Here is a 13,515-nt window from a genome sequence, read left to right on the forward strand (position 1 = left end):
CCGGGCTTGTTTTGTTCTCTGGTAGAGCAGAGCAGGCTCAGGGCTACTGAAAGCCCGCTCCGTACCGCTTAGCGGTCGGAGCCGGGTAGTTTACCACCCACCCTCCACTACACTCAGAAAGGGAACTGCTGCCGGAGTGGCAGGGATCGCTTGGACTCGCAGATGGGCTATCGCCGCCGGGATTGGTTGGCCTACTGGCTGCTCAAGTGGCTGGTGGTCAACCCCTTGTTTCGGGGACTGTATTTTGGGCGCACCTATGGGCAGGAAAACGTGCCTCGCCAGGGATCCCTCATCGTCGTCAGCAATCACGCCAGCCACTTGGATCCGCCGCTGGTGGCCAATGCGGTGCGCCGCCCGGTGGCCTTCATGGCCAAGGAAGAGCTGTTTCGGGTGCCGGGGCTGAAGCAGGTGATCCAGCTCTACGGCGCCTACCCGGTCAAAAGAGGCGGCTCTGACCGCGCTGCCCTGCGGGCCACGGAAGCAGCTTTGGCGCAGGGATGGGCGGTAGGGATCTTTTTGAATGGCACCCGTACCCCCGATGGCCGCATTCCTCACCCCCACTTGGGAGCGGCTCTGGTTGCAGCGCGAACGCAAACCCCTCTGTTGCCTGTGGCCCTCTGGGGTACCGAGAAAGTGCTGCCCAAGGGATCCCGGTGGCCGCGTTTGTTCTGCCCCATCACGGTGCGCATTGGCGACGTGATTCCCCCCCCCGCTTCCAGCGATAAGGCCGATTTGCAGCGGGTGACGGCAGAGTGCGTGCAGGCTATCCATGCCCTTTTGGATCAGGGGCGCTGAGGGTATCTTGGGCTACCAGATACTCAACAACAGGGATCCCTCCCAGGATGTGCTTTTGAAGAATCTCCTCCACCACCTCCGGCGTGACCGAGTGGTACCAAAACCCACCGGGATACACCAGCAACACAGGGCCAGGAACAGCATAGTCGCATGCCCGCAGGCAGTTGGCTTTGGTGCGGTGTACCCGCAGGGATCCCCCGCTCCCGATTTCCAGGTTCAATTCCTTGATCCGCGATTTCAAATAGTCCCAGGCTTCCAATCCCACGGATTTCTCACAACATTTGGGCTTGGTTTGATCTGCACAAAGGAACAAATGCCACTGGTAGGGCGGAATGGGAGCCGGCTGAGGCGCTTGGCCTGGGGATCCGGTTGCCGAGGAGGGATCCAGGATAGGGGAAGAAGCGACAGGACGCGACATAACAAGATGTTTGGGCTTGGCTACAGTTGCATTATCCCCTGTTCTCTAGGTTCTTACCGATGCTGGTGGATAACCCCAAGCAGCGACTGTTTCTTGCTCTGCTCCCCCCTCCAGCACTGCAAGATCAGGTGACAGCCATCAAACAGCAGTTTGCCGAGCAATTTGCCAGCCAAGCGGCCCTGCGCTCGCCTCCCCACATCACTCTGGTGCCGCCGTTCGAGTGGCCCAGTTCCGATCTGCCGGCCTTGACGGGATCCCTAGAGGCCTTTGCCAAGCAGCAAACTCCCGTCGCCATCCAGTTATCCGGCTTTGGGGCCTTCGCGCCGCGTGTCATTTTTATTCACGTCGTGCCCTCCCCAGAACTGCAGCAGCTACAAGCTCAAGCCCATCACCACATGGGGCTCCTTCTCAACCGGAAAGAAACGACCGCTCAAGCCCGTCCGTTTGTGCCCCACATAACCGTGGCCTTCCGAGACCTAACCCCCGCCCACTTTCGCGCCGCCTGGCCAGAGTTCAAAACGCGTTCTTTCCAGAGTGCGTTTGTAGCGTCAGCTTTGACGCTCCTCCTCCACGACGGCAAACGTTGGCAGGTTTTTGCCCAGTTCTCGATGGGGGAATAATCTCGATGGGGGAATAATGGGGAACAGAAGAGGGTTGCCAACCGAAGCAGCCTACTCCACCCAGTGAGCGGCCATGTATTCCGCCAAGTCCAACACCCGCTGGGAGTAGCCCCACTCGTTGTCGTACCAAGCCATGACCTTGACCAGATCCCCATCCAGCACACTGGTCATCTCCGCATCCACAATGGCCGAGCAGTCGTGGCCGCGGTAGTCGATGGAGACCAGCGGGATGTCGGAATAGGCGAGGATCCCTTTCATCGTAGTTTCTGAGGCTTCTTTGAGGGCAGCGTTTACCTCCTCGGCAATCACGCGCCGCTCCGTCTGCACCACCAAGTCCACCAGAGACACATTGGGCGTGGGAACCCGTACCGCCACCCCATTCAGCTTGCCTTTCAGCTCCGGGATCACCAAAGCCACCGCCTTGGCAGCCCCCGTGGTGGTGGGCACCATGCTCAATGCTGCTGCCCGGGCCCGCCGCAGATCGCGGTGACCACCATCTAAGATCCGCTGGTCGCCGGTGTAACTGTGGGTGGTGGTCATGGTGGCACGGAGGACGCCGAACTTGTCCAGCAACACCTTGATGATCGGGGCGAGGCAGTTGGTGGTGCAACTGGCATTGCTGACAATGTTGTGCCGCACCGGGTCGTAGGTGTGTTGATTAACACCGTAGACAAACGTGGGAATGTCTCCCCCCTTGGCCGGGGCGGTGATCACCACCTTTTTGGCCCCCGCTTCTATGTGCTTAGAGGCACCCTGGTAGTCGACAAAAACACCTGTAGCTTCAATAACAAGATCCACCTTCCACTCTTTCCAGGGCAGGTTGCTGGGGTTGCGGTCGGAAACGGCATAGATATGCTTGCCGTTCACCACCAAACCGTTTTCTGCAGGCTCAACGTCTGCTCCCTGCAACGGCCCAAGGATGGAATCGTACTTGAGCAGGTGGGCAGCCGTGCGAGCATCTGAGGTGTCGTTGATGGCAACAATGTCCAGGTTGGACTGGGAGCGACCCAGCCAACAGCGCAAAAAGTTGCGACCAATGCGACCAAACCCGTTGATGGCTACCCTAACCACTGCTCCTGACCTCGCTGCTTGAAATCTCTTGGGGGCTGCTGCTTAGCACATGATATCGCAACCCCTGAACATTCTGAAGACAAAATTTGGGATCCAAGGGGTTGTCTTCGTGGACGTTGACCTGCAAACCTATGCGGAGCAGGGATTGAGCCTCTTTCAAGCGGGATAGCGCTGGTGCAGCAGAGCCATAGCCGAGGCTACATTTTCTACCCCTCGCTGCTCCAGAAGATCCGTGAACATACTATCCAGCCAGTAAAGGTGCTCGCTGATGATCTGGCTCCAGGCGCGGTAGAGTTTCACCTGGACTTCCAGAGGCAACAGGATCAGCCCCTCGTTGGAGAGGCGCAGGGTCTGCACCTCGGTTATGGTCACTGCTGTAAAGGAGCGCCGCCGTCCCGTCAGCAGAGAAAGTTCCCCAAACAAACGCCCGGCGTGCAGCGTAGCCAGCCAATAATCTCCCGGATGTCGCACATATTGGCGACGCAGCTCCACCACTCCACTGAGGATCATGTACAGGTCACTACTGGGATCCCCTTCCTGGAAGATCACCTGGCCTGGGGAAAAGCGGCTGGGCAACAGGGCAGCCGTCAATGCCTTCCACTCGGCATCTTCCAAGGATTGGAAGAGCAAATGCTCGCGAACACGCTCAAACGGATAACGGGTGCTGCTCATCGCGTCGGTGATCCCAAGGGGGGCTTGAGGCCGGCTCTGTCTCATCCTACCCTTGCTGGAATTGACTTGCAGGGGGTCAGTCCTGGCGGAAGACCTCCCTTAAGCTTTCCAGCACTGCTCCTGTCAGCTCAAAGAAGCGGGTGGAGCGCCAGGTTTCGAAGCCGCGTGGCTGGGGGAGATCTACCGGGATCACCTTGGCAATTTGGCCGGGGTTGGGGGTCATCACCACCACTCTGGTGGAGAGAAATACCGCCTCTTGAATGGAGTGGGTAACGAAAAAGACGGTTTTTTGGGTAGTCTCCCAGAGGCGCAGCAGCTCCAGGTTCATTTTCTCGCGGGTGATCTCGTCTAGGGCCCCAAAGGGCTCGTCCATGAACAGCAGCTCGGGGTCAAAGACCAAGGCCCGCGCCAGCGAAACCCGCTGTTGCATACCTCCAGACAGTTGCCAGGGGTAGCTGTGCAAAAAGTTCCCCAGCCCCACCCGCTGCAACATCGCTTTGGCCCGCTCCTGGCGCTCTCGTTTGGAGAGGTGCATCACCTGCAGCGGCAACATCACATTCTGCAAAGCCGTGCGCCATTCCAGCAGGGTCGGGGCCTGGAAAATATAGCCGTAGAGCCGCTCCTGCCGGGCCTGTCGGGGGCTTCGTCCTGCAATGGACACGGATCCCTCGCTGGGCTGCTCCAGATCCGCCAAAATACGCAGCAGCGTGGTTTTGCCGCAACCGGAAGGGCCAATCAAGGCGATAAACTCGCCCCGCTGCACCTCCAGATTGATATCCCGCAGCGCCACCAATTCCCCAGACGGGCTGGGGTAGCGCTTGCCAACCCCACGCAAGCTGACCAGGGATCCCACCTCACCGGCCTGTAATCCGTCAGAGACAAGGGAAGGGTTCATGAAAGAAGACAAAGGTCAGAACAGCCATCCACCCCAAAAAACCAAACGGTTAGTTGACAGACCTGACTGGGTGCCTATTCCTCAAGCACGTAGGAAATGGCGTTTTTGTTGACGCAGATAAACTCCGCATGGGCAACACGGCGGCCATTGATAAACATTTCTGAGTCGGTTAAGGGAACAAACGTGCGCTCGTCGTTGAGCAAGCTGGAGACCCGTCGCTCGAACTCCGTCCCCTCCAGAAACACCTCGCCGCGAATGTCGGTGCCATCCAAGGTGCGAATACGGATGCGCCGCCGCTCCTCTCCGATGGCCTGGGCAGTTTCATAGGCTCCCCGTCGGGCTGCTTTCTTGATTGAGCGACCCGCGGTGCTCATGGCCTCTTGCAAATCATCCAACTGTTTGTCGCTCATGTGCCCACTCTAGAACTCAGCACGGGGCCGAAAAGCAGCCCAATCGCTCCCTGTGGAGTTAAGACTAACACAACCGATCGCTCCACCTTACAAGCCGAGGCGCTAACTCTTGCAAAGCTATGCTCTGCACGTCTGTTGTGGGGCAAGACGAGCAACATCATCAAAAAATCAAAAAAGATAATGAAAGGTGGTTTCTCTCCGCCAGAGCACGGACTATGTCCCAGATTCCCTGCTGATGAAGCCACTGACAGCTCAGGTGGTACTGCGTGTAGGTTAGGAAAGAAACCACGGCCCTACTCGTGCCAACGCCGAAGAGGGATGGGTGTGAGGCTACTTAGCTTTATCTTAGTGCGCCCCCGATGGAGGCTGCATGCATCCTGGATCGATTGTCTGCTGCCGAAACCGCGAATGGGTTGTGATGCCCGCAGACACGGACGAGACCATTGTTCTCCGCCCCCTCACCGGCACCCCGGAGGACGTGGTTTACCTTCACCGGGAACTGATGGGTCTGGTGGGCGGTACCCTGCCGTTTGAGCGAGTCACGCCTGCATCCTTCCCGCTGCCCACAGCCGAGGACGTTTCCGACGCCACAAGCGCTCGTCTGCTTTGGCAAGCTGCACGGCTTACGCTGCGCGAGGGGGCTACCCCACTTCGCTCCCTAGGGCGCATTTCCATCCGGCCACGGACGTACCAATTTGTGCCCCTTCTGATGGCCCTGCGTCTGGATCCCGTGCGGCTGTTTATCGCCGATGACGTTGGCGTAGGCAAAACCATCGAAGCTCTGCTGATTGCCAGAGAACTTCTGGATCGCGGCGAAATCCGGCGCTTTTGTATCCTGTGCCCACCCTACCTGTGCGAACAATGGGCTAAGGAATTGGCGGAGAAGTTCAACCTTGAAGCGGTGGTCATCCGCTCCGGAACCGTCGGGCAGCTTGAGCGCCAAACGCCGGTAGGGCGCAGCCTCTACGAACACTTCCCCGTCCAGGTGGCAAGCATTGATTTCATCAAGACGGAGCGCAACCGAAACCAGTTTTTGCAATTCTGTCCTGAGCTAGTCATTGCCGACGAAGTTCACGGGGCAACAGCAGCCCATCCTGGCAGGAACCAGCAGGAACGGCATGCCCTTCTAAAAGCCATCGCTCAAAAGCCCGACCGACATCTGATCCTGCTGACGGCGACCCCCCACAGTGGTATCGAAGACGCCTTTCGTTCCTTGCTGGAACTGCTGCGCCCTGAGTTTGGGGCCTGGGATCCCCAAGCCCTCAATGAGGATCAACGCATCAAACTGGCTCGTCACTTCGTCCAGCGCACGCGGCGGGATATTGCTCAGACCTGGGAAGAAACTGCCTGTTTTCCAACGCGGGAATCTGTAGATGAAACCTACACTCTTTCTGAGCGGAATCGTGAGCTGTTCGAGCGCACCTATGCGTTTTGCTCGGAAATCGTGCGCACCGGCGAACATTTGGAAAAGCGCCAGCGGCGGGTGCGTTACTGGGGCGCTTTGGCGCTCTTACGCTGCGTTATGTCCAGCCCAGCAGCAGCCCTGGCAGCGCTGACCCATCGGGCTGGAGCACCGCTGGCCGAAGAGGAGACCGAGGAATTTGGGCATCTGGTGTTCGAGTCGGCAGAAGGGCGCACCGACGACGAATCGCCCACTCTGGCTCTCGAGGCCACCGGCGCAACTCTGCAAGAACAAGAAGCAGACCGCCGCAAGCTGCGCGAACTCGCTCAATTGGCCAACAAACTCTACGGCACGGACGACGACACCAAGCTTAAGCGGGCCATCAAGATTGTGCGGGATCTGCTGAAGGAAGGCTTCCATCCCATCCTTTGGTGCCGGTATGTCGCTACGGCGGAGTACCTTGCAGACCACCTGCGCCAGTCGTTGGAAACCACAGCCCAAGTGGTGTGGGTCACCGGTCGCATGGGCGACGATGAGCGGGAAGCGAAAATTGCCGAAATCGAACCTAACCGTCCTCGGGTGCTTGTGGCAACGGACTGCCTCTCGGAAGGGGTGAACCTGCAGGAGAAGTTTACGGCTGTCGTTCACTACGACCTGCCGTGGAATCCCAATCGGCTGGAGCAGCGGGAGGGCCGAGTAGATCGCTACGGCCAAAAGGCCGGGCGGGTCAGGGTCATTCGGTTTTTTGGGCGCGACAACCCCATAGACGGCGTGGTGCTTGAGGTGCTGCTCAACAAAGCGCGGGAGATCCACCGCGCCTTGGGCACCCATGTGCCTGTGCCGGAAGCCAGCGAGAGCGTCACGCAGGCCGTTCTTGAAGCCCTCTTCCTGCGCAGGGGACGCTGGTCTGCCGAACGCCAGCTTGTGCTCGACCTTGGCGTGCCAGAAGTGGAAGAGTTTCATCGGCAGTGGCAACAGTACGCCGAGCGCGAGCAGATCAATCGCACCCGGTTTGCCCAGCGGGCGCTCAAGCCCGAAGAAGTGCAGCGGGAAGTTGAGGCCACAGATGCTGTGCTAGGGGATCCCACGGCTGTGCGCGAATTCCTCCTGGCGGCAGCAGAGCGCATTGGTCTGCCTGTTTCCCCGGACAACCGACCGGGTGTCTTTCGGGCGAGCATCACTCCAGAGGCGACCAGAACCCTGCCTGAACTGGTCAAGTTGGCCCTGCCCTCCCCCAAGGACGGTCGGTGGCTCATCAGCTTCGACTCGCCCACGCCTGAAGGGGCGGAATACATTGGCCGAAACCACCGCTTCGTAGCCACGTTGGCCCGCTACCTCTTCGAGGCAGCCTTGAACGATCCCAGCCCCAATAGCAGGGTGGTCTCCCGCTGCGGCGTCCTGCGCACCCGTGCCGTAACCAAACTCACGACCATCCTGCTGCTGCGTATACGCTACCTGGTCGAGCAACCTGCTGCCCGATCCCTTTTATCGGAAGAAGTCCTGGTGCTTGCCTATGTTGGCCTGGGAGGCAGCAATCCCCAGTGGCTGGAGACCGGCGATGCCTTGCGGCTGCTGGCAGAAGCCCAGCCGGATGACAATCCCCCTCTGGCCGAGAAGCAGGAGCTAATCCGACGGGTGCTCAGCAACCTTGGAGACTGGCACAGGGATCCCCCTGAAGCCTGGGGCACAGGGCACTTGCTGCAACAAGCCATCCGGGATCGAATTGTCCGCCGCGCGGACGAACTGACTGCTGCTCACAAACGCGTCCGTCAGGCGGTGGCACTGCAGGTGCGGGGGCTGGCGGTCAAGCCGCAATTTCCTCCCGATCTTCTGGGACTCCTTGTCTTGCAACCTGTGGTGTCGCGATGAGCCAGTTCCCTGCCGTACGCCTTGAAGGGGGGCTTTTGGGCCCCGATACGCTGGAAAAGCTCCTTGCCGGCGAGCTTACTGGGCAGAAGCCGAAAGACTTTGGGCTGGACAACCGGCGCAGCCTGACGGATGAGATTGCCGGCGTCTTTGCCGAGGCCCGCGCCCAGTGGGAGATCTTCCGGCGTCGCCTAGAGCGCCTGCCGGAGAGCGACTTGGCCACCTCGGTTACTCGCGATGTCTGGTTGATCCCGTTTCTGAGCCTGCTGGGGTACGAGCTGCGCTACAACGCGCGCGCCTACGAAATAGACGGTGCCACGTTTGCCATTTCGCATCGCGCCGGAGAGGCGGAGGATGCACCGCCAGTCCACATTGTCGGGGTTCGGCAGGAGCTGGGGCGTCTGGCTCCCAGCGGTCGACCAAGACTTGCGCCCCATTCGCTGGTGCAGGAGTACCTCAACCGCAGCGATCACCTCTGGGGCATTGTGAGCAACGGCCTGAGGCTGCGCCTTTTGCGAGATTGCACCTTCGTGCGTCGCCAAGCCTACGCCGAGTTTGACCTGCAGCAAATCCTGGAGGAGCAGCGCTTTAACGACTTTGCCATCCTCTACCGGCTGCTGCACCGCAGTCGGCTGCCGCACAGGGCTGAAGATGCCCCAACCTGCCTGCTGGAGCAGTACTACCGGGACGCCTTGGAACAGGGGGGGCGGGTACGGGATCGGCTGCGGGATGGTGTGGAGCAATGTCTGAAGCGCTTGGCCAACGGCTTTCTGGAGCGCTCCAACAACACTGACCTGCGGAGGCGGATCGACCCGAAAGCCGGCAGCTCAGAGCCTCTCACCCCAGAGGAGTTCTATCGGCAACTGTTGCGCTTGGTCTATCGCTTTCTGTTTTTGCTGGTCTCGGAGGAGCGGGGGCTGATTAGCGACAATCCTCTCTACCGGGATCACTACAGCGTGACGCGGTTGCGGCGGCTTTTGGATCGGCAGAGTGCCTATACCGAACACGAGGATCTTTGGTGCAGCTTGCGGGTGCTGTGGAGGGTGTTCTCGAAGGAAGAGCTGGCCAACCTGTTGAAGGTCTCTCCTCTTAACGGCGAGCTTTTTGCTCCCCTCGATCTAGATACCTACAGCCTCAGCAATCGGGCTCTGCTGGAGGCCTTTTGGCATCTATCCTACTATCGGGAAGATGCTTCCGCCTCACCTCGGCGCGTGAACTATGCGGCGCTGGATGTGGAGGAACTGGGCTCGGTCTATGAAAGCCTGCTCGAATACCACCCTCAGATTGACACCTCGGGAAGGATCCCCCGCTTTGAGTTGGCCTTCGGGTCAGAGCGCAAGAGCACCGGCTCCTACTACACCCCGCCGGAGCTGGTGGCAGAACTCATCCGTTCGGCGTTGGAGCCGGTTCTAGCAGAGCGGCTGGCCGAGGCTAAGCGAAGGGCGGATGCTGAACAGGCCCTGCTCTCCCTCCGCGTCCTTGACCCCGCCTGCGGATCGGGACACTTTCTGCTGGCTGCTGCCCGACGGCTGGGCAAAGAGCTGGCCAAAATCCGCACCGGGGAAGAGGAACCCGCCCCCGAGCGTGTCCGCGAGGCCATCCGCGATGTGGTGAGCCACTGCATCTATGGCGTAGACAAAAACCCCTTGGCGGTGGAACTCTGCCGCGTGGCCCTGTGGCTGGAGGCCCACTGTGCCGGCAAGCCTCTGACCTTTTTGGATCACCACATCAAGTGCGGCGACTCGCTGGTGGGGGTGGTGGATCTCAAGGTTTTGGAAAGGGGCATCCCCCATGAAGCCTTCGATCCTGCAAGCGCCGACTCTAGGGAGGCTGCCCGCTCTCTGAAGAGGCGAAATCGCACAGAGTGCCAAAATTTGCAGACGGGGCAGCTTTCCCTTCCTCTTGGCACTGAGCAGGTGGTGGCCGAGCTTAGCCAAGAGCGACAGAAGCTAGAGGCCATTCAAGACGATTCCCCGGCAGATGTGCGCCGCAAACAGGAGCTCTATAGCCGCTACTGCCAAAACCAGGAACATCAAAGGCTGGTGGAAGCTTGCAACCTGTGGACGGCAGCCTTTTTCCAGCTCCTGACCTCTGACTTCTCCAGAGCCATTACCACCAAGGTGGTGGTTGATCGGCTGGAGAATAGAACCCACCCCCAGGCCCTCGCCACCGCCGCAGCCCTAGCCTTAGAGCATCGCTTTTTCCACTGGCCGCTGGAGTTCCCGGAGGTGTTTGAAAGTGGCGGCTTTGATGTGATCCTCTCCAACCCGCCCTGGGAGCAAATTCAACTGGAAGAGCAGGAATTCTTCGCCAGCCGCGATGCCCAGATCGCCCGCGCCTCTAATGCCGCCGCCCGCAAACGGCTGATCGCCGACCTACCCAAGACCAACCCCGCCCTCTGGCACGACTACCAGCGTGCCCTGCACAACGCCGAAAGCGCCAGCCGCTTCCTGCGCGCGAGCGGACAGTACCCCCTGACCGGCCGCGGGCGCATCAACACCTACTCCGTCTTCGCCGAGCGCGTGCGTCACCTGCTCAGCCCCCGCGGACGGGCGGGCATCATCGTCCCCACCGGCATCGCCACCGACGCCACCAACCAGTTCTTCTTCGCCGATCTGGTGGAAAAAGGACATCTGCTCAGCCTGTTCGACTTTGACAATCGTGAAAAGTTATTTCCGTCGGTTATTTCACTAATGAAGTTTTGCTTGCTCACGATCTGCGGGACAGGCGATCCAAAACGACAGATTCATTTTGCATTTTTCTGCCACCGTCCTGAAGATATACGGAATCCGCTGAAACTTTTGCCTCTGGCACCACACGACTTAGCCGTCATCAACCCCAACACCCGCACCCTGCCCGTCTTCCGCACCCGGCAAGACGCCGACCTCACCCGCGCCATCTACCAGCGCGTGCCGGTTCTGGTGAACGACTCCCCTCTTCCTAAGGGAGAGGGGCTGGGGGTGAGGGTCAACCCCTGGGGCGTGCAGTTTAAGCAGGGGTTGTTCAATATGTCTTCTGACTCGCACCTCTTCCGCACCCGTGCAGAGCTGGAAGCCCAGGGCTACCGACTGGTGGGGAATGTGTTTGTGCCCTCACCCCCTAGCCCCCTCTCCCACGCTGCGGGAGAGGGGGGAAGGATCGCAGCCCCCGACCTCTCTTCTCGCGCTGCGGGAGAAGGAGGGTACGAATTACCCAAGGCCAGCCGGGAACTGATTGCCAGGGCGCGGCAGTTGCGTCGCGAGGCGACGACCGCCGAAAGCCTGCTCTGGGAATTGTTGCGTGACCGTCGGCTGCTAGGCCGAAAATTCCGGCGTCAACATCCGATTGGACAATTCATCGCCGATTTCTTCTGTGACGATGCCCGCCTGATCATTGAGATAGATGGCGCCGTGCACCGCGAACCCACTCAGCAGGAACGCGACCGTTTGCGGGAGGAAATCCTGCGCGAACATGGCTTTGCCATTCTGCGCTTTACCAATGACCAGATACTCGACCGCACAGAACAAGTCCTCCAAGAAATTGCTGCCTATGTCACTGCCCATTCCTACGAGCATCCTTCTCCCCTCTCCCAAAGCCTTGGGAGAGGGGCCGGGGGTGAGGGCTACCTCCCCCTCTACGAAGCCAAGATGATCTGGCACTACGACCACCGCTACGGCACGTACGAGGGCGTGCGCGACCGCTCCAGCACCCAACTGCCCACGCCTGATGAGCACCAGCACGCCGACCCGCACTTCGTCGTCCAGCCCTGGTACTGGGTGCCCGCCGAAGAAGTGCAAGCCCGCCTGGGCGCGTGGCAACGCGGCTGGCTGCTCGGCTTCCGGGATGTGGCACGTTCTACGGATGAGCGCACTGCCATCTTCAGCCTGCTGCCCAGAGTTGGGGTAGGACATACGATGCCCATAGTCCTTACGGGTGAGATTTCGGCTATTCATCTCTCGTGTTTTCTAGCCAATCTAAATGTCCTGATTTTTGATTGGGCATTGCGCCAGAAAATTGGTGGGACGCATCTTACTTTCTTCATCCTCCGCCAACTCCCTATTTTTCCCCCCACTGCCTACACCCCCGCCGATCTCGCCTTCATTGTGCCGCGCGCACTGGAACTGACCTATACTGCCTGGGATCTCAAGCCCTTCGCCGACGATGTGTGGAACGAAGCTGATGACGGGCTGCGGGCAGCCATCCATGCTGCGTGGGATGCAAACCGTATTGCTGTCGGCAGGCATGAAGGGCGCCTGCCATCCTGGATCAGCGCTTACCCGGAGATCGAAACCAACCCGCAGAAAGGCATCCCCTTTCCGCCCTTCCGCTGGGACGATACGCACCGCGCGGTGCTGCGTGCCGAACTCGATGCGTACTACGCCCAGCTCTACGGCCTCACCCGCAAGCAACTGCGCTACATCCTCGACCCGGCAGACCTCACCGAACGCGAACTGGAAGACATACTCGACCCGCGGGAAGAGGTGGCAGACCCGCTCGACCCGGCTGGCTACGCTACCCGCGCTGCTGCTAGCACCTTCCCCGGCGAAACCTTTCGCGTGCTGAAGGAGAAGGAGCAGCGGATGTACGGCGAATACCGCACCCGCCGTCTAGTGCTGGAGGCGTGGGAGAAGCTGGCGCAGCACTCAACAAAAGCTTAGAATACACATAGATCTGCATTTCTATACACACAAGTGGCTCCTCATGCGCACCAACATCGTCCTGGATGACGACCTGATCGAGCGTGCCCGCCAGGTAACCGGCCTCAAGACCAAGCGCGAGGTGATTCACGAAGCGCTGCGTGTCCTGATTCGCCTACACGAGCAAGCTGAGATCCGCAACTTACGCGGCAAGTTGAAATGGGAGGGCAATTTGCAGCAGCAACGCCTGTCGTGCCTGCAGGACTGAGGATGATCCTGGTGGACAGCACCATCTGGATTGATTACTTCAACGGCATTTCATCGCTTCACACCGACTATCTGGATTGGGCCCTGGATCAAACTCTTATCCTGGTGGGCGACCTGATTTTGGCAGAAGTCTTGCAGGGCTTTCGCAAAGATGCCGATTTCGAGCAGGCTCGCTGTGCTCTGGTGAAATTGCATCAGGTGCAAATGGTTAACCCCTCCCTGGCGGTGAAAAGTGCGCAGAACTTTCGCTTGTTGCGTCGCAAAGGCGTGACGGTGCGCAAAACAATAGACAGTTTGATTGCCACTTGGTGCATTGAGAACAATGTTCCGCTCCTCCACCACGACAGTGACTTCGATGGCTACGAGGCGCATCTAGGATTGCGGGTTATTCGTCCATGAGGCAGAGGTGGCCTTCTGCAGACCAGTTTTCTCTTGACATACCCCCTGCCTAAAGGCAAGGGATTCTGGTTCCTGCATTCGGAG

At 59.6% G+C, this 13,515-nt stretch carries 11 protein-coding genes; 6 read left to right on the forward strand and 5 right to left on the reverse strand.

Annotated elements, in window-relative coordinates; all coding sequences use genetic code 11:
- Window positions 1–162 precede the first annotated feature (162 nt).
- Entirely contained in the window at window positions 163–795 is a 633-nt protein-coding gene (locus ACVWVQ_RS03735; RefSeq protein ID WP_457507041.1) for a lysophospholipid acyltransferase family protein, read from the forward strand.
- On the opposite strand, the gene ACVWVQ_RS03740 is transcribed toward ACVWVQ_RS03735, so the two are convergent.
- Window positions 764–1,213 carry a (2Fe-2S) ferredoxin domain-containing protein gene (locus ACVWVQ_RS03740; RefSeq protein WP_457506943.1) on the reverse strand — a complete coding sequence of 150 codons (450 nt, stop codon included), beginning with the start codon at window positions 1,211–1,213 and terminating at the stop codon, window positions 764–766. The genes ACVWVQ_RS03735 and ACVWVQ_RS03740 overlap by 32 nt on opposite strands.
- Before the next feature lie 59 nt (window positions 1,214–1,272).
- Here ACVWVQ_RS03740 and ACVWVQ_RS03745 point away from each other — a divergent pair, with 59 nt between their 5' ends.
- The gene (locus ACVWVQ_RS03745; protein ID WP_457506945.1) at window positions 1,273–1,833 is read left to right on the forward strand and encodes a 2'-5' RNA ligase family protein; all 561 of its coding nucleotides are present in this window, start codon (window positions 1,273–1,275) and stop codon (window positions 1,831–1,833) included.
- Window positions 1,834–1,884: 51 nt separating this feature from the next.
- Here the strand turns inward: ACVWVQ_RS03745 and gap are convergent, their stop codons facing one another.
- The 4 genes from gap to ACVWVQ_RS03765 form a co-directional block, all read right to left on the reverse strand.
- Window positions 1,885–2,904 carry a type I glyceraldehyde-3-phosphate dehydrogenase gene (gene gap / locus ACVWVQ_RS03750; protein WP_414421616.1) on the reverse strand — a complete coding sequence of 340 codons (1,020 nt, stop codon included), beginning with the start codon at window positions 2,902–2,904 and terminating at the stop codon, window positions 1,885–1,887.
- Between the two features lie 156 nt (window positions 2,905–3,060).
- Window positions 3,061–3,576, reverse strand: coding sequence for a Crp/Fnr family transcriptional regulator (locus ACVWVQ_RS03755; RefSeq protein ID WP_414400667.1), 516 nt, complete (start codon window positions 3,574–3,576; stop codon window positions 3,061–3,063).
- 76 nt (window positions 3,577–3,652) lie between these two features.
- The gene (locus tag ACVWVQ_RS03760) at window positions 3,653–4,471 is read right to left on the reverse strand and encodes an ABC transporter ATP-binding protein (protein ID WP_414357705.1); all 819 of its coding nucleotides are present in this window, start codon (window positions 4,469–4,471) and stop codon (window positions 3,653–3,655) included.
- 74 nt (window positions 4,472–4,545) lie between these two features.
- Window positions 4,546–4,881, reverse strand: a complete 336-nt coding sequence (locus ACVWVQ_RS03765) for a DUF6812 domain-containing protein (RefSeq protein WP_414357704.1) — start codon at window positions 4,879–4,881, stop codon at window positions 4,546–4,548.
- A gap of 370 nt (window positions 4,882–5,251) precedes the next feature.
- Here ACVWVQ_RS03765 and ACVWVQ_RS03770 point away from each other — a divergent pair, with 370 nt between their 5' ends.
- Genes ACVWVQ_RS03770 through vapC form a run of 4 tightly spaced genes read left to right on the forward strand, consistent with a single transcriptional unit; the run spans window position 5,252 to window position 13,431 of the window.
- Window positions 5,252–8,152 (forward strand): helicase-related protein, encoded by a 2,901-nt coding sequence (locus tag ACVWVQ_RS03770; RefSeq protein WP_457506948.1) that lies wholly within the window; start codon window positions 5,252–5,254, stop codon window positions 8,150–8,152.
- Entirely contained in the window at window positions 8,149–12,786 is a 4,638-nt protein-coding gene (locus ACVWVQ_RS03775; RefSeq protein WP_457506950.1) for a DUF559 domain-containing protein, read from the forward strand. The genes ACVWVQ_RS03770 and ACVWVQ_RS03775 overlap by 4 nt, the downstream gene beginning before the upstream one ends.
- 43 nt (window positions 12,787–12,829) lie before the next feature.
- Window positions 12,830–13,033, forward strand: coding sequence for a type II toxin-antitoxin system VapB family antitoxin (locus tag ACVWVQ_RS03780; RefSeq protein WP_011433302.1), 204 nt, complete (start codon window positions 12,830–12,832; stop codon window positions 13,031–13,033).
- A 2-nt stretch (window positions 13,034–13,035) separates the two neighbouring features.
- Window positions 13,036–13,431 carry a type II toxin-antitoxin system VapC family toxin gene (gene vapC / locus ACVWVQ_RS03785; protein ID WP_011433301.1) on the forward strand — a complete coding sequence of 132 codons (396 nt, stop codon included), beginning with the start codon at window positions 13,036–13,038 and terminating at the stop codon, window positions 13,429–13,431.
- Window positions 13,432–13,515: the final 84 nt, after the last annotated feature.

The organism is Thermostichus sp. MS-CIW-36, from assembly GCF_054059035.1.